Source organism: Kitasatospora sp. NPDC053057 (genome assembly GCF_044546945.1).
In the GTDB taxonomy this organism is placed as follows: domain Bacteria; phylum Actinomycetota; class Actinomycetes; order Streptomycetales; family Streptomycetaceae; genus Kitasatospora.
On the sequence record NZ_JBITZP010000009.1, the window covers coordinates 24,872 to 47,007 of the forward strand.

The window sequence follows — 22,136 nt, forward strand, 5'->3', positions numbered from 1 at the left end:
CACCGGTCCGGCCGAACTCCCGGCCGGGCCGGCCCCTCCCAGCCAGCCACCGGAGTGTGCTGTCATGACCGCGACTACCGTGCACCTCTCCCGTCCCGCCCCCGATGCCGCCGGCCCGGGCCCGATCGGCGCGAGCCGGGCCCTCGCCCTCCTGCTGTTCCTCGGCGGGCTGGTCGGCCTCGCCGCCTCGGCCGTCCTGACCTTCGACAAGCTCCGCATCCTGGAGAACCCGTCGTACGTCCCCAGCTGCAACATCAACCCGGTGATCAGCTGCGGCTCGGTGATGCGCACCGAGCAGGCCTCGGTCTTCGGTTTCCCCAACCCGCTGCTCGGCCTGGCCGCGTTCGGCGCGCTGGCGGCGATCGGGGCGGGGCTGCTGGCCGGCGCCGCCTACCGGCGCTGGTTCTGGCTGGGCCTGCAGGGCGGGACGGCGCTGGGCGTGGTGTTCGTGCACTGGCTGGCCGACCAGGCGCTGTACGACATCGGCGCGCTGTGCCCGTACTGCATGGTGGTGTGGGCGACGGTGGTGGCGCTGTTCTGGTACACCACGCTGCACAACCTGCGCACCGGTGTGATCCCGGTCGGGCCGCGGATGCGGACGGTCGTCCGGGAGGCGGCGCGCTACCACTGGGCGCTGCCGGTGCTGTGGGCGGCCGTGATCGCGCTGATGGTGCTCAACCGGTTCTGGTACTACTGGAGCACCCTGGGCTGACCGGCCCCGGGGCTCACCCCACGTACCCCGCCGAGTGCAGCAGCGCGGCGGCGCCGGTCCGCCGGGCCTCCAGGGCCCCGGTGAGCCGGCGCGCCGCACAGGGGTGCAGCAGGGCGGCCGCCCGGGCGGGGGTGAAGTAGCCGTGGCCGGCGATCTCCTCCGCCTGGAGCCGGACCACCGCGCCCGGCTCGACCGCGCCGCCGTCGAACATGAAGTGCACGGCAGGGTGGGCGTGTCGGCCCTGGTCAGGAATCGCCTCGCGCCACTCCACCACCAGCAGCCGCAGGTCACGGGCCACCAGCCCGGTCTCCTCCCAGAGTTCCCGCGCCGCACACTCGGCGGGCCCCTCCCCCGGGTCCATCCCGCCGCCGGGGAACTGCCACTGGTCGCGGTAACTGGCCCTCAGCAGCAGGACCTTGCCGTCCTGGTCGGTGAGCAGCACGCTGCAGCCGATGTAGGCGCGCACCATCCGGGAGAGCCACTCCTCCTCCGAGAGTTCCCAGGTGTCCGTCATCGCGCCTCCTCCGCCGACCGTCCTCCGTCGCGGCCACTCTGCCGCAATCGCCGCTCCGCGAAAGGTGGTTCGTACCTAATCCACCCGATCGGGTACTACCTGCCTCTTCACCCGAAGACGGCCCGCCGGAAGGCGTTGCGCAGGTCGGTGAGCGACTGGGTGACCCGGCTGTGGTGCACCTGGTTGGTGAGCAGCAGGGCCCAGCGGCCGAGTCGGCGGGAGACCCAGATGCCGGTGCCGGTGAAGCCGTAGTGGACGAAGGTGCCCTCGGCGGGTTCGGTGCCGGGGGCGTACAGCCAGGACAGGCCGCGGGCGGGGGTGAGGCCGCCGGTCTGCTCGCGCAGCGATTCGGTGATCCACGGTTCGCCCCAGGGGAGTTGGGGCGGCGGAGCGAGCAGCGCGGTGAGGAAGCGGGCGAGGTCGGGGGCGGTGGAGAAGGCCCCGGCGTTGCCGGAGACGCCGCCGAGCAGCCGGGCGGAGGGGTCGTGCACGACGCCGCGCAGGTGGGCGCCGGTCGACTGGTCGAACTCGGTGGGCGCGGTCCGGGCGGTCTCCGCGGCGTCGAGCGGCCCGTAGCGGGTGTCGGTCATGCCCAGCGGCCGCCAGGCCCAGCGCGCGGCGAGTTCGTCCAGCGGCGCCCCGCCGAGGTCCTCGACCAGGTAGCCGAACAGCACGGCGGCGCGGTCGGTGTACTCGACGGCGGCCCCCGGCGCGCGGTGCAGCGGGGCGGCGATCACCCCGGCCCGGATCGCCGCCGGCGCCCGCCCGTAGAGCTGCTCGAAGCGGGTGTACGGGAGCATCCCGGCGGTGTGGGCGAGGAGTTGACGGGCCGTCACCCCGCCGACCGGCTGCCCGGCGGCGGGCGGCCACCAGTGGCCGAGCGGTTCGTCCAGCGGCAGCCGTCCGGCCTGCCACAGCACCCCGGCGCAGGGCCAGAGTGCGACGATCTTGGTGAGGCTGGCGAGGTCGTACAGCGTGTCCGGCCCCGGGGCGAGCCGCGCGAACCGGCCCTGCCCGAGGGCGCCGTGGCTGCCGCCGCCGAGCGTGCCCCCGGCGTCGCCGACGGCCCAGACGGCGCCCGCCCCGACGGTGCGCACACCCTCCCGGACCAGGCGGTCCAGCTCCCCGCCGGGCGCGGCCAGGGCGGGGAGTCGTGCGGCTTCGGGTGGTTGGTGGCTCACCACGGGTGTCTACCCGGCGCGCGCACCGCTCAGACCGTCGACCGCTCAGACCGTCGGCGCCCGGACCGCGGCCGTTCAGACCGCCGCCGGGAGTTCCTTGCCGAGGCAGATGCTCTGCGGGTGGTCCTTGTAGATGCCGAACTTGCGGATCGCCGCGTAGCCCTCGGAGCCGTACAGCGCCACGGCCTCGGGCTGCTCGGTGCCGGTCTCCAGGATGAAGCGGGTGCGCCCGGCCTCGACGGCGGTCTCCTCCAGGCGGCGCAGCACCGCCCGGGCGAGGCCCCGGCCGCGGGCGTCGGGTATCACGAACATCCGCTTCAGCTCGGCGTCGCCGTCGCACAGCCCGTCCGGGCCGGCCTGCTTGGCCCGCCAGCCGCCGCAGGCGACCGGGCGGCCGTCCAGGTAGGCGATCATGAACAGACCGGCCGGCGCCTCGAAGTCCTCGGGGTGCATCACGGTCTCGTCCGGGTCCCCGTAGCGGCGGACGTACTCCTGCTGCACCTCCGCCGACAGGGCCTGCGCGTCGGGGTGGGCGTACCCGGTGATGCGGAACTCGACGGTGCCGGTGTCCTTGGTGGCGGTGCTCTCCATGGTTGAAGAGCCTACGAGAACGGGTCAGCGGGCCTCGAACCGGGCCAGCAGGTCGGTCTTGCCGAACATCGCGGCGGCGTCGACGGCGGACGGGACGCCGGCCCTGGGGTCGGCACCGCCGGCGAGCAGGGCGTCGACCACGTCCGCGCTGCCCTTGAAGACGGCTCCGGCCAGCGGGGTCTGGCCCTTGTCGTTGGCGCGGTTCGGGTCGGCGCCGCGCTGGAGCAGGGCTTCGACGGTGGCCGCGTGGCCGTGGTAGGCGGCCAGCATGACCAGGGTGTCGCCGCTGCCGTTGGTGAGGTCCGCGGAGACACCGGCGTCGACGGCGGTGGTCAGGGTGGCGGTGTCGCCGGCCCGGGCGGCGTCGAAGAGCTTCCCGGCGAGCGCGATCACCTCGGCGTCGGGGGCATCGGTCATGGCGGACTGCCTTTCCAGAGGGCTGACGGGGGGCCGTGCGTACGGCACCGTAGCGGCCGACGCCGAGCCGGGCCAGCCGGCGTCCGGATTCCGGATGACGGCCGCGCCGGTGCGGGACGCGGTACGACGGGCGGCCACGCGGGTTGCGCCGCCATTCGAGCGAACTTCCGGGACCCCCCGGAAACTTCCCACCCACCCCCCGGGAATGCCTCGCGGCACCGAATCCACGCGGCATCCATGCGACACAGGCCCCCACCCGGGGCCGGTTCGCATACCCCCGTCCGGCTTCCGGGCGGTATTGAGCGGCAGAACCACCCATTTGCGCCGTTCCATCATCTATTACTTTTTGTCACGATAAGGGCACTTTAAGTAACCCTGCCCCTGTCCCCGTCCCCCTCCCGAGGAGCAGAACGTGATCCTCAATGTCTCCGCGCTCGTCCTGTTCGGCACCGTCGCCTTTCTGTTTTTCCGCAGAGACGGACTGAAGATGTCCCACGCCGTCGTCTGCGCCCTCTTCGGCTTCTACATCGCCGGTTCCTCGATCGCCCCGAGCATCACCGCCGGCGGCGCCAGCCTGGCGAGCCTGCTCGGCGGCATCAAGTTCTAGGCGCCGCCACTCCCCCACCGGCCCGGGCGCGGATCCCACCGCCCCGGGCCCCGTCGTACCACGAGCAGTTACCCCCTCACCCCACCCGTCCCACTCGACCGGGGAGTCACGGAATGCCGCTCCACCGCCATCTCAGCAAGGGCCGCGAGTTCGCCCGAACCGCCGGGGACCACGCCACCGACATGTTCGCCCCGCTCGCCGTGATCGGCCGCGGGCTGCGCCACCACGCCGGCTGGGCCAAGGACCGCTGGCAGGCCACCCCCGAGGAGCGCCGCGGCCCGACGCTGTTCCTGTCCGCCGCGATGCTGATCGGCATCTACCTGCTGCCGCACGGCCTGCTGTTCGCGCTGGTAGCCCTGATGGCCAGCGCCGCCTGGGCCGGCCGGGCCCCCAAGGCGGCGCCCGCCCCGCCCGCGCCCGACGTGGCCGACGTCAAGCTCGGCGCCCTCTACTCGGCGCTCACGCCGTACCTGTGCGGCCCCGAGGACGCCAACCCGCTCTACCACTTCGAGGGCAGCTACAAGAACGCCTTCGGCTCCTGGGAGTTCGACGGCGAGGGCCGGCTCTCCCGGCTGGAGCTGAGCTACCCCGCCTACTTCACCGACACCGAGCCCGCCGCCCGGGCCCGGATCGAGCAGGTCGTCCAGGGCAAGGCCGGGCGGGCCCGGGAGTACCGCTTCGACTGGGACGAGGAGTCCAACCGGCTGCGGATCACCGCGCTCGCCCCGCTGCCCACCGACGTGGTCGCCCAGCGCTTCGTGGCCGCCCCCGGCGAGATCGTGCTCGGCTTCACCGACGAGGACGGCACCGCCCGCACCATCCCGGTCACCCAGGGCGGCGCCGTCACCCAGCAGCCGCCGGTGATCTGGCGCACCGGCCCGCGCTCCTCCGAGCCCCACCTGCTGGCCCTCGGCGTCACCGGCTACGGCACCTCCAGCCTGATCCGCTCGATCGCGCTCCAGGCCCTCCCGTACGCCGACCTGGTGGTGATCGACGGCGCCGGGACCGGGGAGCACGCCTGCCTGGTCAACCGGCCCGGCGTGCACACCGTGGAGACCAGCCTGCACGGCGCGCTGGCCGCGCTGACCTGGGCCGCCCAGGAGACCGAGCGCCGGCTCACCGCGCTGAACGCCGCCCGGCACACCGGCGCCAGCCTGCCCGAGGACGTCACCCGGCCGCTGTGGCTGCTGCTGGACCACCCGACCGAGCTGGGCGAGCTCGCCCACGCCGAGGGCCGCCCCGACCCGCAGGACCTGCTGGAGCTGCCGCTGCGGCACGGCCGGGCCGCCCGGGTCACCGTGGTGATCGCCGACGACGTCGAGGCCCGGGACCGGATCACCCCGACCGTCCGCGCCACCACCCGGGCCCGGGTGCTGCTCGGCCCGGCCCGGTCCGAGGAGGCCCACGCCGCGCTCGGCGCTCCGCTGGACATCGTGCCCGCCGCGCACGCCCCGGTGGGCCGCGGCTACGCCCGGATCGGCAACGGCACCCCGGTCCGGCTCCAGGTGCCGACCACCGTCGACCCGCTCGACGACGACGCCCTGGCCCAGTTGCGGGACGCCGTGATCGCCCTGCTGCCGCACCGCGACAGCCGGACCGAGGCCGCCCCCGCCGCACCGCACCGCCCGGACCGCCCGCCGGTGGTCCGGGCCGACGCCCCGCCCTCGCACCCGGTCGACTTCGGCAAGGCCGAGCCGATGATCCGTTCCCGACCGATCTCCTGAACTCGCCGGAAGCGGGGTCGGCGGGCGGCGCCGAATCCCTTCCCGGTACGCTCGTCACAGAAAGTACGCACGATCACCAGATGTGAAATAGGTGACACCTGGGGTGATATCACCGGCCAGATGTGACAAATCGGGCGCCGGTGGGTACAAACAGGGGCGGCACGACAGACGACGCATGTCCCGGGACGGGAATCTTCGTCGGAAGCCGAGCGTTGACCGAACGACGAAGAACAGCGACCACTAGTCCTGTGGGCTATAAGCCCGGGAGGCACGATTCATGAGCGAGCGAGCTCTCCGCGGCACGCGACTCGGGGCCACTAGCTACGAGACCGACCGTGGTATCGATCTGGCTCCCCGCCAGACCGTCGAGTACGCATGTCAGAACGGACACCGATTCGAGGTTCCTTTCTCGGTCGAAGCGGAGATCCCCCCGGTGTGGGAATGCCGCTTCTGTGGCCAGGAGGCGGCACTTCTCGACGGAGACGAGCCGGAGGAGAAGAAGGTCAAGCCCACGCGCACCCATTGGGACATGCTGATGGAGCGCCGGACGCGCGAGGAGCTGGAGGAGGTGCTGGCCGAACGGCTGGCCGTGCTCCGCTCCGGCGGGATGAACCTCGCGGTGCACCCGCGGGACACCCGCAAGAGCGCCTGACAACACCTCGCTCCCGCCGCGCGCGGGAGGACGCGAAAAGGGACCCTGGTCACCAGGGTCCCTTTCGCGTTTCGCGTTGTCCGAGGCCGTTGTTCGTCACGGCCACCGTCCCGGCCCCGCGCCGGGAGCTCAGCCGTTGATCGGCGGGCGGTAGGTGGTGTCCGGGCCCTGCGGGCCGCGCGGGCCGGTCTCCGGGTCGACCACCTCGCCCTGGATCACCTTGCCGTCCGGGCGGTGGATGCGCAGCTGCTCCTGCAGCCGCATCGCGTCCGCGAACGGGTCGGTGCCCGCGGTGGAGGCGCTGCGCACCGCCTTGTCCGCGACCCGGCGGCCGACGGCCCGCCACAGCGCCCGGGTGGGCGGGAACAGCAGGGTCAGGGCGACCAGGTCGGACAGGAAGCCGGGGATGATCAGCAGCAGCCCGGCCAGCACGGTCATGCTGGTGCCGGTCTGGGGCTGCTGGGACTGCGGGTTCTTGCTCTGCTCGACCGCCGCCGAGAGCGCCTTCAGACCGGCCCGCTTGATCAGCGAGCCGCCGATCACCCCGCCGGTGATGAGCAGCAGCAGGACGGCGAAGCCGCCCAGCCAGGAGCCCACCAGGACCAGCAGCCAGATCTCCAGCACCAGCCAGGCGGTGATCAGCAGCGGCAGCACCCGGCGGAGCCTGCTACGCGGGACCGGACGGGTGGGGGTAGCTTGCTGGGTCACGGTACGAATCCACTCCAAGCGGTGCTCTGCGCGCCGCACGGGAGGTCCGGGCCGGCTACGGCACCACCTCGTCCAACGATTCCCCGGCGGCCGGTGTTCCGACCTCGGGCTTCCAGCGGCGGCCGACCAGCACGGCGGCGCCGCAGGCCAGCAGGCCTCCGACGGCCAGCGTCCACTCCGGGACGGCGCCGACCCGGTCGGCCACCGTGGTGCCGTCGCGCAGCGGGACGGTGGCGGACAGCTCGGCCGGGGTCAGCTCCGCGGTGCGCTGCTCGACCGTGCCGTCCGGGGCGATCACCGCGCTGATGCCGCTGGTGGCGGCGATCAGGACGGCCCGGCCGTGCTCGACCGCGCGCAGCCGGCTCATCGCGAGCTGCTGCTCGGGCTGGCCGGTCTTGGCGTAGGTCGCGTTGTTGGTCTGGACCACCAGGACGCGGGCGCCGCTGTCCACGGTGTCCCGGACGATCTCGTCGTAGGCCACCTCGAAGCAGATCACGTCGCCGATCTTCGCCGGGCCGAGCTGCATCACGCCGTTGTGGTCGCCGGGGTAGAAGTCGCGGGCGACCCGCTGGAGGCGGGTGACCACCTTCATCAGCTGGGCGCGGAACGGCACGTACTCGCCGAACGGGACGGGGTGCTGCTTGGTGTAGGAGGCGCCGGGGCCGGTGACCGGGTCCCAGACGATGCCCTCGTTCTGGACGTGCTGCGCGTCCGGGCCGTCCACCAGGGTGCCGACCAGGGTGGGTACGCCGACGGCCTTGATGGCCTCGTCGATGCGCTGACGGGCCAGCGGGTCGCTGAACGGGTCGAGGTCGGAGGAGTTCTCCGGCCAGATCACCACGTCGGGGCGCGGCAGCTTGCCGGCCTGGATGTCGGCGGCCAGGCGCTCGGTGGCCGAGGCGTGGTTGTTGAGGACCATCATCGGGCGGCCGAGGAAGTCCATGCCCGGGTTCGGCACGTTGCCCTGGACGATGGCGACCTTGACGGTGTCGGCCGCGGCGGTCGGCACCGGGACGAGGTAGCCGGCCAGCAGCGCGGCCACCGCGCCGAGCGCCGCCAGCGCGGCCACCTTCGGGGCCCTGCCCGGCCCGCGCAGGCGCAGCGCGGCCCAGGCCAGCAGGGTGCCGGAGAGCGCGACGGCGAAGGTCACCAGCGGCGCGCCGCCGATCGCGGCCAGCGGGGTGTAGGGAGTGGCGGTGTTGGCGAAGGCGAGCCGGCCCCAGGGGAAGCCGCCGAGCGGCAGCCGGTCGCGCGCCCACTCCTGGGTGACCCACAGGGCGGCCGCCCAGAGCGGCCAGCCGGGCAGCCGGGAGGTGAGCGCCAGCGCGCCGCCGAGCAGGGCCAGGAACAGCGCCTCGATGACGGACAGGCCGACCGTGGCGTCCCAGCCGACCACCCGCAGCCAGCTGAGCAGCATCAGGAAGAACGGCAGGCCGAAGGCGAAGCCCGTCCAGGCGCCCTGGCGGAAGGTGCGGCCGCGGGTGAGCAGGGAGAGCGCGGCGACGCCGAGCAGCGACAGCGGCCACAGGTCGTACGGCGGGAAGGCGAGCGCGAGCAGCAGGCCGGCCAGCACGGCGAGGCCGGTGCGCGGCAGCCCGGCGCGGACCTTGGCAAGCGCGCGGGCGCCGCGGCCGGGCTTCGGGGCCGGGTCCTGTGGCTCGGGAGCGGTCCCGGACCGCTCCTGGGTGACGGGAATGGCCACCGGCGCACCATCTTCCTGGGGCTTGCTGTTCGGACGCTGTGCGAAGAAGGTACCCCGGAAAGTCGGAGAGGCGTGAGGTGAGGGTGCTACCCCCCGTCAGCGCTCGGCGTAGACGAAGCGCCCCAACGGCCAGTGGTCCGTGAGCCATGCGGAGACCGCGCGGTACAGCGGGGCGTCCAGCTCGGCGCGGTCGGCGCGGACCCAGGAGCTGACCGAGACGACGGACGGGTCCTCGCGGTCCGGGTAGACGTAGACGCAGCCGATCACCTCGTCGCGGTCCGGCTCCAGGACGGTGTAGGTGAAGCCCTTGCGAGCCTCGAAGTCGGCGGCGTGGCGGCGCAGGTCGGCGAGGTTGCGCTCCAGGGGCATGCCGTCGGCGGGCGGCCAGCCGCGGCCGGCCCAGCCGGGGGTGGCGCGGATGTGCTCGATGCTGCTCGCCCAGGGGCTCCAGGCGGAACTCCGGGGCGAGCAGCTCGCGCGGGACGGTGAAGTCGGCGGGTACCAGCAGGTCGGTGGTCATGGTGGTCAACCTATGAGCCACCGGCCCGCCCGCTCATCCGATTAAATGCGGCGTCCGATTCACCGCTCGTACACGGTGCGGCCGCGGACCACCGTGCGCAGGCAGACCGGCAGTTCGCGGCCCGGGGTGAGGTCGGGCAGGCCGGGGGTGCCGGAGCGCGGGTCGGTGGACCAGCCGGCCACCCGGGAGTCGGGGGCCTGGACGACCAGCTCGTCGGCGGCCCAGATCGCGTAGTTGGCCACCGCGCCGGGCACCAGCACGCCGTCCTGGTCGCGGCCGATCGCGCGCCAGCCGCCGCGGGTGTGGGCGGTGAAGGCGGCGCGGACCGAGATCCGGTGCTCCAGGCTCTGGTGGAAGGCCGCGGCGCGGACGGTGCCCCAGGGGTCGAGCGGGGTGACCGGGGCGTCCGAGCCGAAGGCCAGCGGGACACCGGCCCGCAGCAGCGCGGCGTACGGGTTGAGGCCGGCGGCCCGCTCGGCGCCCAGGCGCTGGACGTACATGCCGTCCGGCCCGCCCCAGGCGGCGTCGAAGGCGGGCTGGACGGAGGCGGTGAGGCCGAGCTCGGCGAAGGCGGCGATCGCCTTGTCGTCCAGCGCCTCGGCGTGCTCGACGCGGTGGCGCAGCGCCCTGACCCGGTCGGCGCCGACCCGCTCGCCGGCGGCGCGTACGCCCTCGATCACGGCGGCGACGGCCGCGTCGCCGATGGCGTGGAAGCCGGCCTGCAGCCCGGCCTCGGTGCAGGCGGCGACGTGGTCGGCGACCTGCTCCGCGGTCAGGTAGGCGGTGCCGGTGTGCTCGGCGTCGGCGTAGGGGGTGTGCAGGCAGGCGGTGTGCGAGCCGAGGGCGCCGTCCACGAAGAGGTCGCCGCCGGCGCCCACCGCGCCGAGCTTGCGGGCGGTCTCGATGCCGCCCAACTCGCCCCAGTAGCCGAAGACTTCGGGTCCGTCACCGTCGGCGGCCAGGGCCAGCAGGGCGGTCAGGTCCGCCTCGGAGGAGATCTCCGGTCCGGCGCACTCGTGCAGGGCGCCGATGCCGAGCTCGGCGGCGCGGGTCAGGGTGGCGCGCTGGGCCTGCCGGCGCTGCTCGGGGGTGAGGTGGGCGAGGGCGGTCTGCCGGACGGCGTGGTGGGCGTCCTTGGTGAGCGGCCCCTCGGCGTCGTGGCCGGGGCGCTCGGCGAGGCCCTCGGTGAGGCTGCGCAGCGCGGTGGTGGCGAGCGCGGAGTGCACGTCGGTGCGGGAGAGGTAGAGCGCGGCGCCGCGGGCGGCGTCGTCGAGTTCGGCGAGCGTGGGCGGGCGGCCCTCGGGCCAGCCGGTCTCGTCCCAGCCGTGGCCGATCAGCACACCGCCGGTCTCCGGCCGGGCCTCGACGAAGGCGGTGACGGCGGCCAGGGTGGCGGCCAGCGAGGGGCTGCCGGTGAGGTCGAGGCCGGTGAGCGCCAGCCCGGTGGCGGTGGCGTGCACATGGGCGTCGACGAAGGCGGGGGTGACCAGTGCGCCGTCCAGCTCGACGATCTCGTCGGCGGTGGTGGCGTACGCCTCGGCGGCGCCGTCGCTGCCGACCCAGGCGATGTGCCCGCCCTCCACGAGCATCGCGGTGGCGAAGGGGTCGGCGGGGCTGTAGACGGCGCCGCCGCGCAGCAGGACGGTCCGGGGGGTGCGTTCGGTCATGCCGCTAAGTCTGCACCTCCCCCGTCCCTGGTCAGAGCTTCGGGGGTCGGGCCTCGTAGGGGGTGGAGAGGACGACGGTGGTGCGGGTGGAGACTCCGGCGGCGCTGCGGATGCGGGCCAGCAGGTCCTCCAGGTCGCCGGGGGCTCCGACGCGCACCTTGAGGATGTAGTTCTCGTCACCGGCGACGCTGTGGCAGGCCTCGATCTCGGGCAGGCCGGCCAGCCTGTCCGGGGTGTCGTCGGGAGCGCTGGGGTCGAAGGGCTTGACCGAGATGAACGCGGTCAGCGCCAGGTCGACGGCGTCGGGGTCGATGATCGCGGTGTAGCCGCGGATCACCCCGCGCTGTTCGAGGCGGCGCACCCGCTGGTGCACCGCCGAGGTGGACAGGCCGGTGGCCTTGCCCAGGTCCGTGTAGCTCATCCGGCCGTCCTCTAGGAGCAGCTGGACGATGCGTTGGTCGAGATCCTCCACAGTGCGCAAACCTACCGGGTCGGGAGCACGGGGGCGCACGGTGGTGGCACACGGTGGGATTGCAGGTGTCACGCGGGCAAGTGCCGGGTGAATGTGGCGGGCGGTGTGGCCAAGGACACACCCGGTGCATCACGGTGCACAACTCCGCAGGGTTATGAGCCCGAGCGGCAGGGAAGTGCTGGTTGTGGCCCTGAGCGACCACGCCGGGCCCGATCCTAGGGGGATCCTCATGCCTGCTACTGACCAGCGCGTGCTGGCCGCCGACGAGACCGACGATATGACCGGCCGCGACGACCTCGCGGTCGATCACACGCCGGGCACCGACCCCGGCGAGGCCGACACCTGGGACATCTTCCGGGTCCACTGCCCCGAGTGCCGTCGCCCGATCGCCCTGGTGGCGGACGAGGAGCGGCTGCCGCAGCACGCGCTGCTGCCCACCGCCTGGAACCCCTTCGCCCCCGCGATCTGCCCCGGTTCGGGCACGCCGACCGACGACCTGGCGGAGGTCGAGGCCCCCGAGGACGCCGAACCGTCCGGGTTCGACGCGCTGTTCAAGCTCCCGAGCGGGCTCGACTGGCGCACCCAGCCGTTCTCGCACGCACTGGTGCACCGCCCGGTGCGCAGCGCGACGGCCGCCGCCGCCGTCCCGGCCAAGGCCGTACGGGCGGTCGCCACGACAGCGTCGCTGGCCACCATCCCGGAGCAGCGCCGGCGGCTCGCGCGGCGCTGACTCCCGCCGCCCGCAGGCAGGTTGACGCGCCGCCAGAATCGCCTCCGGCCGTCACTCCGCACCCTGGAGTGACGGCCGGAGGCCGTATCGGGGAGGGCCTCAGCCCTTCGTGAGGTGGCGGCCGATCACCAGGCGCTGGATCTGGTTGGTGCCCTCGACGATCTGCAGCACCTTGGCCTCGCGCATGTAGCGCTCGGCCGGGAAGTCCTGGGTGTAGCCGTAGCCGCCGAGCACCTGGACGGCGTCGGTGGTCACCCGCATCACCGCGTCGGTGCAGAACAGCTTGGCCATCGCCGCCTCCTTGGAGAACGGCCGGCCCGCGTCGCGCAGCCGCGCGGCGGCGAGGTAGAGCGAGCGCCCGGCCTCGATCTGGGTGGCCATGTCGGCGAGCATGAAGGACAGGCCCTGGAACTCGGCGATCGGGCGGCCGAACTGGCGCCGGGTGCGCGCGTAGTCGACCGCGAGGTCGAGCGCGGCCTGGGCGACGCCGATCGCACAGGCGGCGATGCCGAGACGGCCGGAGTCCAGTGCGGCCAGCGCGATCTGGAAGCCCTGGCCCTCCTCGCCGACCAGCCGCTCGCGGGGGACCCGGGCACCGTCGAAGTGCAGCTGGGCGGTCGGCGAGGAGCGCATGCCCATCTTGTGCTCCGGCGGCGCGGCCGACAGGCCCTGCTGGGTGCCGGGGACGAGCAGGCAACTGATGCCCTTGGGGCCCTCGGCGCCGGTGCGCACCAGCGCGCTGTAGAAGTCGGCCTGTCCGCCGTGGGTGATCCACGCCTTGGTGCCGTTGACGACGTACTCATCGCCGTCCAGGTCGGCGCGGGTGCGCAGGGCGGCCGCGTCCGAGCCGGACTGCGGCTCGGAGAGACAGTAGGCGCCGAGCTGCTCGCCGGAGAGCATGCCGGGCAGCCACTTCTCGCGCTGCTCCTCGCTGCCGAAGGTGGCCAGCGCGTGGCAGGACAGGGTGTGCACGCTGACGCCGAGGCCGACGGCCAGCCAGCCGGACGCGAGCTCCTCCAGGACCTGCAGGTACACCTCGTAGGGCTGCTCGCCGCCACCGTACTTCTCGTCGTACGGGAGGGACAGCAGGCCGGCCTCGCCGAGGGTGCGGAAGACCTCCCGGGGGAAGCGGTCGGCGGCCTCGTCCTCCGCCGCGCGCGGCTGGAGCTCGCGCTGGACCAGGTCCCGGGTGAGGCTCAGCAGCTCGCGGGCCTCCTCGCTGGGCAGCTGGCGCTCCACGGCTTTCACGGGGGAGGGGGTCATGGCGAGGGTCGCCTCCTCGATCGGGCGCCGGCCCGGGGTGGCGGGGGTCCGGCGCGGGTGTGGCAGGTCGGCCCCGACCGGGCACCGGGTTGCGGTGAACGGCCGTTCACAGGCGTGGCGAAGGCGAGTATGCCCGAAAGCCGCGTCGGCGTCACGACCAGCACAGATGAACTATCCGCAGTGGTGGGCTACGGCACCGTAGGGTTGACGTTGTGGCTGCATCCGGAACCGCCCCCTCCCCTCGTCCGCCCGTTCCCGGCGACGCGCTGACCGGGGCCGACGCGCCGACCGGACCCGACGCGCTGGGCCCGGTCGGCATGCCCGGCTCGGTCGGCACGCCCGACGTACGCGGCCCGGTCGACGCACTCGGCCCGGTCGAGGCGCTCGCCGCCGAGCTGCGCACGCTGCCGCCGTCCTGCGGGCCGGTGCGGCTGGTCGCGGTGGACGGGCACGCCGGCTCCGGCAAGACGACCTTCGCCGGGCGGCTGGCGGCGGCTCTCGGCGGGGCGCCGGTGGTGCACCTGGACGACCTGGCCACCCACGCCGAGCTCTTCGAATGGACCGGGCGGCTGCGCGAGCAGGTGCTGGAGCCGCTGGCGGCCGGCCGGGACGCCGAGCACCGGGCCTACGACTGGACACTGCGCCGCTTCGAGGGCACCGTCCGGGTGCCGCTCGCCCCGGTGGTGCTGGTGGAGGGGGTCGGCGCGGGGCGCCGGGAGGTGCGGCCGTGGCTGGCCCGGGTGATCTGGATGGAGCTGGAGGCCGCCGCGGCCCGGCGGCGCGGCGAGGAACGGGACGGGCCGGAACTCGCCGGGTTCTGGGCCGGTTGGGCCCGGGCGGAGGCGGCGCACTTCGCCGCCGACCCGAGCCGTCCGTACGCCGCGACGCGGGTCGACGGGGTGACCGGGCGGATCCTGCCGCGCACCGTCGGTGAACCTTCAACTAGCCCCTTGACCTGCGACGTCACCAGGATCTAGGTTCTCCTCAGTCGCCGGAACCCACCGTTCCGGTGCCTCGGACCCGGCGTCCCCGGCTTGTTCCCCCGTGAGCCGGGGGCGCCGTCCGGTCCCCTCCCACAGCTCTCCCGGTCAGCGGTGTTTCGGCCATCCGCCCGCTCAACGACCGTGCGCACGATCGCATTTGACCCCGTACGGCACCCTTCCGGATCAGCCCCGCGCCGGTACGATTCCCGTAGGCGCATATGCGCCCCGGGGGCTTCCGACCACCGGACCGGCTGCGCGCTGCGATCCGCCGGCCGCGCCCCGGGCCACACCGCGGGGGGCGTGAGTGACGACGGTGGACAGTTCCGACAGCACGGCGGGCGGCCCGGACCGGCTCGCCGACCGGGCCTGGCTGCGTGCCATGGACGCCTACACGGCGGGCGCCTACACCCGGGCCGAGGAGGAGTTCCGGGCGGCCGTCCGGCTGGACCCGGGCATGGCCGACGCCTGGCTCGGGCTGCACGCACTGCGCAGCGACACCTCCGCGGCCCTGCTGGCCATGTACCGCAACCAGAAGCGCTTCGGCGAGCAGCGGCGGCTGCACCGGCGCCCGCTCAGCTCCTGGTACTGGCTGGGCTGGTGGGTGCAGCCGGTGCTGGAGGACGCCCGCGACCTCGCGCTGGCGCACGCCTCACACTGGCTGGACGGCCGCCACCTGGCCGAGCTGGACCGGGCGTTGGAGCAGTGCCCGGCGCCCAGTGAGGACCCGTCCGCGCAGTTCCTGTACGCCTGCCGGTCCTATCTGCTCAAGGACTGGGAGCAGTTGATCCGGGACACCGACCGGCTGCTGGACGACCCGCTGCTGGGCATCGAGGCCGGACTGTTCGCCGGCATGGCCCGGGTGCGGCTGGACATGTGCGCCCAGGCGCAGGGCCCGCTGGCCGCCTCGCTGGCGCGCTGCCGCTCCGAGCAGCCGCAGCGCAAGGAACTGCGCTACTGGCTGGCCCGGGCGTACGAGGGGGCCGGGCGCAGCGCGGCGGCCCTGCCGCTGTACCGGGCGGTGCACCGCGCGGACCCGGCATTCATGGACACCGCGGCCCGGCTGGCCGCGATCTCGGCGGAGGACGCACTCGCGGACGGGCTGCTGGAGGGCGGGCGCTCGGGCGGGCCGGACGTCGTGGGGCCGGACGCTTTGGAACCGGACGCTATGGGGCCGGACATTGTGGGGCTGGATGGCTCCGGGCTCGACGAGGCCGGGCTCGACGGCGCCGGGGCGGGCGGCGACCAGGGGTACCAGGACGACCCCGGGTACGTCGAAGGGCCGCTCTACGACGCCGAGTTCGGCACCGGATCGGCACCCGTCGGCGGCGGGCCCTCGGTGGACGCCACGCTGGTGGACGGCCCGCTCGCCGAACCGGAGCCGGACGCCGCCGCCCCGGCGGACGGCGGCGCGCCGCAGGCGGCCGGCGAGCGCTCCGGCTCGGGCGCCCCGGCCGGCCCCGTCGCGGCCCCACCGCTGCCGGTGCGCGGGGAGGCGCAGCCTCGTACCGCTCCCCCGCCGGCGCCCCGACCCGCGGGCGACGAACGGGAGTTGGACGCGGCACTGGCCGAACTCTCGCTGATGGTGGGCCTGGAACCGGTCAAGCGCCAAGTGCGGGCGCTCTCCGCCCAGTTGCGAATGTCACGGCTGCGCGCCGAGCAGGGGCTGCCGGTCCAGCCGCCGAAGCGGCACTTCGTCTTCTCCGGCCCCTCCGGCACCGGCAAGACCACCGTGGCGCGGATCCTCGGCCGGGTCTTCCACGCCCTCGGCCTGCTCTCCGGCGACCACCTGGTGGAGGCCCAACGCGCCGACCTGGTGGGCGAGTTCCTCGGCCAGACCGCGGTCAAGGCGAACGAGCTGATCGACTCCGCGCTGGACGGCGTGCTGTTCATCGACGAGGCATACAGCCTCTCCAACTCCGGCTACACCAAGGGCGACGCGTACGGCGACGAGGCACTCCAGGTGCTGCTGAAGCGGGCCGAGGACAACCGGGACCGGCTGGTGGTGATCCTGGCCGGCTACCCCGAGGGGATGAACCGGCTGCTCGCCACCAACCCCGGCCTCAACTCCCGCTTCACCACCAGGGTCGACTTTCCCAGCTACCGGCCGAACGAGCTGACCGCGATCGGCGCGGCGCTGGCCGGCCGGGACGGCGACGGCTGGGACGAGGACGCGGCGGAGGAACTGGCCAGCATCTGCACCCACGTGGTGCGCGAGGGCTGGATCGACGAGCTGGGCAACGGCCGGTTCATCCGCACCCTGTACGAGAAGTCCTGCGCCTACCGGGACCTGCGGCTGTCGCTGCTGCGCGAGCCGCCGGGCCGGGAGGACCTGGCGACCCTGCGGCTGCCGGACCTGGTGCAGGCGTACGGGGAGCTGATCGACGGCCGGGGCTGATCGATGACCGGGGCGGACCGGCAGCGGGGGTGACCGGCAGCCGGGGCTGGCCGACAGTCGGGGTCGGGCGTCAACTCCCCCTTCGCCCTCAGCCCTTGAGCAGCTCCGCCTCCCGCTCGGGGTCGAGCCCGACGTTCGGCCGGTCGGCGCGCTGCGGGGCGTCACCGCCGATCGAGCGCAGCCAGGCCCAGGTGTCCTCGACCGTCTCGGCGACCGGGCGGCAGCGCAGCCCGGCGGCGACGGCCCGGGCGACCGAGGCGCCGTGCAGGAAGTCGTACAGCTCGCCGGGCGCCAGCCAGATCGGCAGTTCCGTCCACGGCTGCACGCCCGCCGCCACGATCCGCTCCGGGTCGGTCCAGCGCAGCTCGGCGTCCGAGCCGGTGGTCCGGACGCAGGCCTCCAGCAGCCCGCCCATGGTGGTGTGGCCGGCCGGGCTGACCACGTTGTACGGGCCGCCCAGCCGGGCCGCCACCGCGTCCAGGATCCAGGCGGCGAGGTCACGGCCGTCGATGTACTGCAGCGGCAGCTCGCGCGGGCCGGGGGCGAGGACCGGGCCGCCGCGGGCGATCCGGTTCAGCCACCAGGGCAGTCGGCCGATGTTCTCGTACGGGCCGAGGATCAGCCCGGCGCGGACCAGCAGGGCGCTGCCGCCGTACTCCTCCTCCAGGGCCAGTTCGGCGCCGCGCTTGGCCTCGGCGTAGGGCACCTCGCCGGTGAGGTCCGGCGACGAGGGCACCACCGGGGCCGTCTCGTCCGCCCCGGCGCGCAGCGGGTGGTCGTACACCGACCGGCTGGAGACGTACGCGTAGTGGCCGACCCGGCCGTTCAGCTGCCGGGCGCTGTCGCGCACCGCCGCCGGGGCCCAGGACCAGGTGTCCACCACCGCGTCCCACTCCCCCGTGCCCAGCGCCGCGAGGCCGTCCTCGGCGGTGCGGTCGCCCAGCAGCACGCGCACGCCCTCGGGCGCGGGCTGCGTGCCGCGGTTGAGGGCCGTCACCTCCCATCCCCTGGCCAACGCCTCCTCGGCGACGGCCCGCCCGACGAACTTCGTTCCACCCAGCAGCAGCAGTCTCATGCCGACCACCCTCCTCCGAGGACGGCCGGCATGGGAACCGTTGCCTGCTGCGGGCAGAATCGCCGTCGGCGAAAGTCGGCGGATGTCGGCGGATGTCGGCGAACAGGAGCTCAGGCTGCGGCCTAGGCGGTCGTCCGGTGGTCGGGGTCGTGCATCTCGCCGACGAGCTCCTCCAGGACGTCCTCCAGCATGACCACACCGATCGTGCGGCCGTCCTGGTCCAGCACGGCGGCCAGGTGGCAGGCGGCCCGGCGCATCGCACCGAGGGCGTCGTCCAGCGGGAGGCTGCCGCGCAGCACCGTGATCGGCCGCCACAGCCGGGCCGGGACGGGCGCCGACTGGTCCTCCACGTCGAGGATGTCCTTGAGGTGGAGGTACCCCAGGTAGCCGTGGCCGGCCGGGTCGCCGTCGGTGACCGGGAAGCGCGAGAAGCCGGTGCGCAGGGCGAGCTCCTCGACCTCCGCGGCGGTCGCCTTCGGGTCCACGGTGACCAGTTGCTCGGGCGGCAGCAGCACGTCGGTGACCGGGCGGCGGCCCATCTCCAGCGCGTCCTCCAGACGTTCCTGGCGGTCCACGTCGAGCAGGCCGGCGTCCCGGGAGTCGACCAGCAGGTACATCAGCTGCTCGGTGGTGAAGACCGACTCGACCTCGCCCTTGGCCTCGACCCGGAACAGCCTCAGCACGCCGTTGGCGAAGGCGTTGAGCAGCCGGATCACCGGGGCGAGCCAGCGTGCCAGCCGGTCCAGCGGCGGGCCGAGCCAGAGCGCGGCCCGCTCCGGGCCGGCCATGGCCATGTTCTTCGGCACCATCTCGCCCATCACCATGTGCAGGAACACCACGACGGCGAGCGAGATCCCGTACGAGAGCGGGTGCATCAGGCCGGGCGGGACGCCGATCGCGTGGAACGGGCCCTCCAGCAGGGCGGCGATGGTCGGCTCGGCGAGCGCACCGAGGCCCAGCGAGCAGACGGTGATGCCGAGTTGGGCGGCGGCCAGCATCGCGGAGACGTTCGACAGCGCGTGCAGCACGGTGCGGGCGCGCTTGTGCCCGGCCTCGGCGAGCGGCTCGATCTGGCTGCGGCGCACCGAGACGACGGCGAACTCGGCGCCGACGAAGAAGGCGTTGCCGAGCAGCAGCAGCACGGCGACGGCGAGTTGGAGGACGGTCATCGGACGCCCTCCCCGCCCTCGCCGAACAGCCCGGGCGCGCTGGTGCGCTCCACCCGGACCTGGCTGGTGCGGTGCCGGTCGACGCCGGTCACGGTGAGCCGCCAGCCGGGCAGCTCGGCCTGCTCGCCCACCTCGGGAAGCTTGCCGAGCAGGTCGGAGACCAGGCCGGCCAGGGTCTCGTACGGGCCGTCCGGGGCGTTCAGGCCGATCGCCTCCAGCTGGTCGAGCCGGGCGCGACCGTCCGCCTCCCAGGCGGGCAGGCCGTCGACGGCCGGAAGCTGGAGCAGGTCGGGGTGGTCGGCCGGGTCGTGCTCGTCCTGCACCTCGCCGACGATCTCCTCGACGATGTCCTCGACCGTGACGACGCCGGCGGTGCCGCCGTACTCGTCGACCACGATGGCCATCGGCTGGAGGCGGCGCAGCTGGTCGAGCAGCCGTTCGGCGGGCAGGGTCTCGGGCACCAGCAGCGGCGGCGAGGCCAGTTCGGCGACCCGCACCTGACCGCGTCGGGCGGCCGGGACGGCGAGCGCGTCCTTGAGCGTCACGATGCCGGTGACCTCGTCCACGGTGTCGGCGTAGACCGGGAAGCGGGACAGGCCGGTGGCCCGGGTCAGGTTGATCACGTCGGAGGCGGTGGCGTCGCGCTGGAGGGCGGCGACGTCGATCCGGGGGGTCATCACCGACTCGGCGGTGAGGTCACCGAGGCCGAGGGTGCGGACGAACAGGGTCGCCGACTCCTCGTCTATCGCACCGGCCTTGGCCGAGTGCCGGGCCAGCGAGACCAGCTCGGCCGGGGTGCGGGCGTGCTCCAGCTCCTCCTGCGGCTCGATGCCGAAGGCCCGGACCGTACGGTCGGCGGCGCCGTTCAGGAAGCTGATCAGCGGGCGGCAGGCGAAGGAGAAGGCCATGTGCGGGGCGGCGACCGCGCGGGCCACCTGGAGCGGGCGGGAGATCGCCCAGTTCTTCGGGACCAGCTCGCCGATCACCATCTGGACGACGGTGGCCAGCACCATGCCGACCACCACGGCGACGCCGCGGGCGGCCGAGTCGGGCACCCCGATGCCCGACATCACGGGCTGGAGCAGGGTCGACAGGGCCGGTTCGGCGAGCATGCCGACCACCAGCGAGGTGACGGTGATGCCCAGCTGGGCGCCGGAGAGTTCGAAGGAGAGGTGCCGCAGGGCGCGGGCGACCCGGCCGGACTTGGCGTCGCCGGCCTCGGCGGAACGTTCCACCGCGCCGCGGTCGGCGGTCACGAAGGCGAACTCGGCGGCCACGAAGAGGCCGTTGGCGAGGATCAGGAGAACGGCTGCGAGCAACAGCAGCCAGGCGGTGATCACAGTGCCGCCTGCCTTCCGGGGGCCGGAAGCGAGGCGGCGCAGGTACTACCGGACGGATCGTCCATCGAGGGGGTGTGTCACTCCTCAGGTCGCTCGAAGCGCGAAATCGGTTCGAGTGGGGTTGTTTTCGGGCAGGGCTGAAGTTTTGCCCCGCTTTTACCAGCGTAGACCATACCGGCGCGACGGTAGGAAGCGTGTTCGGACCCGCCGGGGGCCGGGGCTGCTACGCGGGGGCCGGGGGCCAGGGCTGCTACGCGGGGGCCGGGGCTGCGGCGCGCCGTCAGACCTGGGCGTGGTGCTCGACCAGGTCGCGCAGCGCACGGGCGTCCGCGATCGCCTGGGCCTTGCCGACACCGGACTGGATGCCCACCGCGGCGAGCGAGGTGCCGTCGGCGAGGTCGAGGGTGGCCCACGGGTCGCCCTGGCGGAAGTTGACCCGGACGATCTCGGCCCAGGCCAGCCGGCGGCTGCGGACGAAGTTGACCACCGTCACGCCCTCCGCGTCGGCGCTCACCCGGGGGCGGGCCAGCATCAGACCCACGCCCGCGAACAGCACGCCGCTGGCGATCATCATGATCCGGTCGTTGAGTTGCCAGCTCGCCGGGAGCAGCATCGCCAGCACGACGAACAGCACCACCAGCACGACGCAGACCGGCAGCAGTACCACGCGGGTGCGGCGGGGCGCCCAGGTGACGGGGAACTCGACGGGCGGCGTGGACACTTGGGGTCTCCGGTGGTTCTGGATCCGGTGGTTCCGGGTTCGCGACAGCACGAGGGCGGGGACACCGGTCGGCATCCCCGCCCTATTGAACCGTTCTTTACCCGCGGATGTGCGAGCAGGTCGTGCGAGCAGGTCAGAGGCGGCAGGCGTGGATGTTGGTGACCAGGATCGCCCGGGCGCCGATGCCCCACAGGTCGTCCATGATCTGCTGGGCCTCCTTGCGGAGCACCATCGAGCGGACGGCCACCCAGCCCTCGGTGTGCAGCGGGGAGACGGTCGGCGACTCCAGGCCGGGGGTGAGCGCGACGGCGGCGCTGACCTTCTCAGCGCGGATGTCGTAGTCCATCAGCACGTAGCGGCGGGCCACCAGCACACCCTGCAGGCGGCGCAGGAACTGCTCCACCCGGGCGTCCTCGCCCGCGCCCTTGGGGCGGATCACCACGGAGTCCGAGACCAGGATCGGCTCGCCGAAGACCTCCAGGCCGGCGTTGCGCAGGCTGGTGCCGGTCTCCACCACGTCGGCGATCACGTCGGCGACGCCCAGCTGCACCGCGGTCTCGACCGCGCCGTCCAGCTTGGTGACGGTCGCCTTCACGCCGTGGTCGGCGAGGTGCTGCTCGACCAGGCCGGTGTAGGAGGTGGCGATGCGCAGGCCCTCCAGGCCCTGCACGTCCTTGACGTCCACGCCCTCGGGGCGGGCGAAGCGGAAGGTCGACCCGGCGAAGCCGAGGGCGAGCACCTCCTCCGCGTTGGAGTGCGAGTCCAGCAGCAGGTCGCGGCCGGTGATGCCGACGTCGAGCCGGCCGGAGCCGACGTAGACGGCGATGTCGCGCGGGCGGAGGAAGAAGAACTCGACCTCGTTGTTCGGGTCGACGAGCACCAGCTCCTTGGGGTCCTTCCGCTGGCGGTAGCCGGCCTCATGGAGCATCTCCGCCGCGGGACCCGAGAGAGAACCCTTGTTGGGGACGGCGATGCGCAGCATGGGAGGTTGCT

Annotated in this window: 22 protein-coding genes; 7 read left to right on the forward strand and 15 right to left on the reverse strand. The window is 73.8% G+C overall.

What is annotated here, in order from left to right:
* Positions 1-64: 64 nt before the first annotated feature.
* Positions 65-712, forward strand: a complete 648-nt coding sequence (locus tag ACIG5E_RS12410; RefSeq protein WP_396533320.1) for a vitamin K epoxide reductase family protein — start codon at positions 65-67, stop codon at positions 710-712.
* A gap of 13 nt (positions 713-725) precedes the next feature.
* On the opposite strand, the gene ACIG5E_RS12415 is transcribed toward ACIG5E_RS12410, so the two are convergent.
* From ACIG5E_RS12415 to ACIG5E_RS12430, 4 genes are all read right to left on the reverse strand, one after another.
* Positions 726-1,226, reverse strand: a complete 501-nt coding sequence (locus ACIG5E_RS12415; RefSeq protein ID WP_396533321.1) for an NUDIX domain-containing protein — start codon at positions 1,224-1,226, stop codon at positions 726-728.
* A gap of 107 nt (positions 1,227-1,333) precedes the next feature.
* Entirely contained in the window at positions 1,334-2,407 is a 1,074-nt protein-coding gene (locus tag ACIG5E_RS12420) for a serine hydrolase domain-containing protein (protein ID WP_396533322.1), read from the reverse strand.
* Positions 2,408-2,482: 75 nt separating this feature from the next.
* Positions 2,483-2,998: a GNAT family N-acetyltransferase gene (locus ACIG5E_RS12425; protein ID WP_396533323.1), complete on the reverse strand. Its 516-nt coding sequence runs from the start codon at positions 2,996-2,998 to the stop codon at positions 2,483-2,485.
* Positions 2,999-3,022: 24 nt separating this feature from the next.
* Positions 3,023-3,415 (reverse strand): ankyrin repeat domain-containing protein, encoded by a 393-nt coding sequence (locus tag ACIG5E_RS12430; protein WP_396533324.1) that lies wholly within the window; start codon positions 3,413-3,415, stop codon positions 3,023-3,025.
* Positions 3,416-3,827: 412 nt separating this feature from the next.
* Between ACIG5E_RS12430 and ACIG5E_RS12435 the strand changes: the two genes are divergently transcribed.
* The 3 genes from ACIG5E_RS12435 (at position 3,828) to ACIG5E_RS12445 (ending at position 6,398) form a co-directional block, all read left to right on the forward strand.
* Positions 3,828-4,022: a hypothetical protein gene (locus ACIG5E_RS12435; protein ID WP_396533325.1), complete on the forward strand. Its 195-nt coding sequence runs from the start codon at positions 3,828-3,830 to the stop codon at positions 4,020-4,022.
* Between the two features lie 113 nt (positions 4,023-4,135).
* Positions 4,136-5,746, forward strand: coding sequence for a hypothetical protein (locus ACIG5E_RS12440; protein WP_396533327.1), 1,611 nt, complete (start codon positions 4,136-4,138; stop codon positions 5,744-5,746).
* Positions 5,747-6,023: 277 nt separating this feature from the next.
* Positions 6,024-6,398, forward strand: coding sequence for an RNA polymerase-binding protein RbpA (locus tag ACIG5E_RS12445; protein ID WP_030279777.1), 375 nt, complete (start codon positions 6,024-6,026; stop codon positions 6,396-6,398).
* A gap of 129 nt (positions 6,399-6,527) precedes the next feature.
* On the opposite strand, the gene fxsA is transcribed toward ACIG5E_RS12445, so the two are convergent.
* The 5 genes from fxsA to ACIG5E_RS12470 form a co-directional block, all read right to left on the reverse strand.
* Positions 6,528-7,106: an FxsA family membrane protein gene (fxsA, locus tag ACIG5E_RS12450; RefSeq protein ID WP_396533329.1), complete on the reverse strand. Its 579-nt coding sequence runs from the start codon at positions 7,104-7,106 to the stop codon at positions 6,528-6,530.
* A 55-nt stretch (positions 7,107-7,161) separates the two neighbouring features.
* Positions 7,162-8,802, reverse strand: coding sequence for an apolipoprotein N-acyltransferase (gene lnt, locus ACIG5E_RS12455; protein WP_396533532.1), 1,641 nt, complete (start codon positions 8,800-8,802; stop codon positions 7,162-7,164).
* Positions 8,803-8,904: 102 nt separating this feature from the next.
* The gene (locus tag ACIG5E_RS12460) at positions 8,905-9,177 is read right to left on the reverse strand and encodes a hypothetical protein (RefSeq protein WP_396533331.1); all 273 of its coding nucleotides are present in this window, start codon (positions 9,175-9,177) and stop codon (positions 8,905-8,907) included.
* Between the two features lie 210 nt (positions 9,178-9,387).
* Positions 9,388-10,995, reverse strand: coding sequence for an amidohydrolase (locus tag ACIG5E_RS12465; RefSeq protein WP_396533332.1), 1,608 nt, complete (start codon positions 10,993-10,995; stop codon positions 9,388-9,390).
* A 31-nt stretch (positions 10,996-11,026) separates the two neighbouring features.
* A complete protein-coding gene (locus ACIG5E_RS12470) occupies positions 11,027-11,467 on the reverse strand; it encodes an Lrp/AsnC family transcriptional regulator (protein WP_030058365.1) in 441 nt (146 codons plus the stop codon).
* 229 nt (positions 11,468-11,696) lie between these two features.
* On the opposite strand from ACIG5E_RS12470, the gene ACIG5E_RS12475 reads away from it, so the two are divergent.
* Positions 11,697-12,197, forward strand: coding sequence for a hypothetical protein (locus tag ACIG5E_RS12475; RefSeq protein ID WP_396533334.1), 501 nt, complete (start codon positions 11,697-11,699; stop codon positions 12,195-12,197).
* Positions 12,198-12,296: 99 nt separating this feature from the next.
* Here the strand turns inward: ACIG5E_RS12475 and ACIG5E_RS12480 are convergent, their stop codons facing one another.
* On the reverse strand, positions 12,297-13,460 hold the full coding sequence (locus ACIG5E_RS12480) for an acyl-CoA dehydrogenase family protein (RefSeq protein WP_396533336.1): 1,164 nt from the start codon (positions 13,458-13,460) through the stop codon (positions 12,297-12,299).
* Between the two features lie 317 nt (positions 13,461-13,777).
* Here ACIG5E_RS12480 and ACIG5E_RS12485 point away from each other — a divergent pair, with 317 nt between their 5' ends.
* Together ACIG5E_RS12485 and ACIG5E_RS12490 are read left to right on the forward strand one after the other, a co-directional pair.
* Positions 13,778-14,437, forward strand: a complete 660-nt coding sequence (locus ACIG5E_RS12485) for a uridine kinase (RefSeq protein WP_396533533.1) — start codon at positions 13,778-13,780, stop codon at positions 14,435-14,437.
* Between the two features lie 385 nt (positions 14,438-14,822).
* The gene (locus tag ACIG5E_RS12490; RefSeq protein WP_396533534.1) at positions 14,823-16,838 is read left to right on the forward strand and encodes an AAA family ATPase; all 2,016 of its coding nucleotides are present in this window, start codon (positions 14,823-14,825) and stop codon (positions 16,836-16,838) included.
* Positions 16,839-16,926: 88 nt separating this feature from the next.
* Here the strand turns inward: ACIG5E_RS12490 and ACIG5E_RS12495 are convergent, their stop codons facing one another.
* The 5 genes from ACIG5E_RS12495 to hisG form a co-directional block, all read right to left on the reverse strand.
* Positions 16,927-17,913, reverse strand: coding sequence for an NAD-dependent epimerase/dehydratase family protein (locus tag ACIG5E_RS12495; protein ID WP_396533338.1), 987 nt, complete (start codon positions 17,911-17,913; stop codon positions 16,927-16,929).
* Positions 17,914-18,035: 122 nt separating this feature from the next.
* Entirely contained in the window at positions 18,036-19,082 is a 1,047-nt protein-coding gene (locus ACIG5E_RS12500) for a hemolysin family protein (protein ID WP_396533340.1), read from the reverse strand.
* Positions 19,079-20,422 carry a hemolysin family protein gene (locus tag ACIG5E_RS12505; RefSeq protein WP_396533342.1) on the reverse strand — a complete coding sequence of 448 codons (1,344 nt, stop codon included), beginning with the start codon at positions 20,420-20,422 and terminating at the stop codon, positions 19,079-19,081. Before ACIG5E_RS12505 ends, ACIG5E_RS12500 begins: the two co-directional genes overlap by 4 nt.
* Before the next feature lie 280 nt (positions 20,423-20,702).
* Entirely contained in the window at positions 20,703-21,143 is a 441-nt protein-coding gene (locus ACIG5E_RS12510; protein WP_396533343.1) for a PH domain-containing protein, read from the reverse strand.
* 133 nt (positions 21,144-21,276) lie between these two features.
* Complete coding sequence (hisG, locus tag ACIG5E_RS12515) at positions 21,277-22,125, reverse strand: ATP phosphoribosyltransferase (protein WP_396533345.1); 849 nt, start codon at positions 22,123-22,125, stop codon at positions 21,277-21,279.
* Positions 22,126-22,136 lie beyond the last annotated feature (11 nt).

Coding starts and splice junctions, on each gene's coding strand:
- ACIG5E_RS12425 (WP_396533323.1), bottom strand. CDS start 2,998: ATGGAGAGCACCGCCACCAAGGACACCGGCACCGTCGAGTTCCGCATC.
- ACIG5E_RS12475 (WP_396533334.1), top strand. CDS start 11,697: ATGCCTGCTACTGACCAGCGCGTGCTGGCCGCCGACGAGACCGACGAT.
- ACIG5E_RS12410 (WP_396533320.1), top strand. CDS start 65: ATGACCGCGACTACCGTGCACCTCTCCCGTCCCGCCCCCGATGCCGCC.
- ACIG5E_RS12460 (WP_396533331.1), bottom strand. CDS start 9,177: ATGCCCCTGGAGCGCAACCTCGCCGACCTGCGCCGCCACGCCGCCGAC.
- ACIG5E_RS12495 (WP_396533338.1), bottom strand. CDS start 17,913: ATGAGACTGCTGCTGCTGGGTGGAACGAAGTTCGTCGGGCGGGCCGTC.
- ACIG5E_RS12485 (WP_396533533.1), top strand. CDS start 13,778: ATGCCCGGCTCGGTCGGCACGCCCGACGTACGCGGCCCGGTCGACGCA.
- ACIG5E_RS12445 (WP_030279777.1), top strand. CDS start 6,024: ATGAGCGAGCGAGCTCTCCGCGGCACGCGACTCGGGGCCACTAGCTAC.
- ACIG5E_RS12480 (WP_396533336.1), bottom strand. CDS start 13,460: ATGACCCCCTCCCCCGTGAAAGCCGTGGAGCGCCAGCTGCCCAGCGAG.
- ACIG5E_RS12500 (WP_396533340.1), bottom strand. CDS start 19,082: ATGACCGTCCTCCAACTCGCCGTCGCCGTGCTGCTGCTGCTCGGCAAC.
- ACIG5E_RS12430 (WP_396533324.1), bottom strand. CDS start 3,415: ATGACCGATGCCCCCGACGCCGAGGTGATCGCGCTCGCCGGGAAGCTC.
- ACIG5E_RS12490 (WP_396533534.1), top strand. CDS start 14,823: ATGGACGCCTACACGGCGGGCGCCTACACCCGGGCCGAGGAGGAGTTC.
- ACIG5E_RS12415 (WP_396533321.1), bottom strand. CDS start 1,226: ATGACGGACACCTGGGAACTCTCGGAGGAGGAGTGGCTCTCCCGGATG.
- hisG (WP_396533345.1), bottom strand. CDS start 22,125: ATGCTGCGCATCGCCGTCCCCAACAAGGGTTCTCTCTCGGGTCCCGCG.
- ACIG5E_RS12440 (WP_396533327.1), top strand. CDS start 4,136: ATGCCGCTCCACCGCCATCTCAGCAAGGGCCGCGAGTTCGCCCGAACC.
- ACIG5E_RS12465 (WP_396533332.1), bottom strand. CDS start 10,995: ATGACCGAACGCACCCCCCGGACCGTCCTGCTGCGCGGCGGCGCCGTC.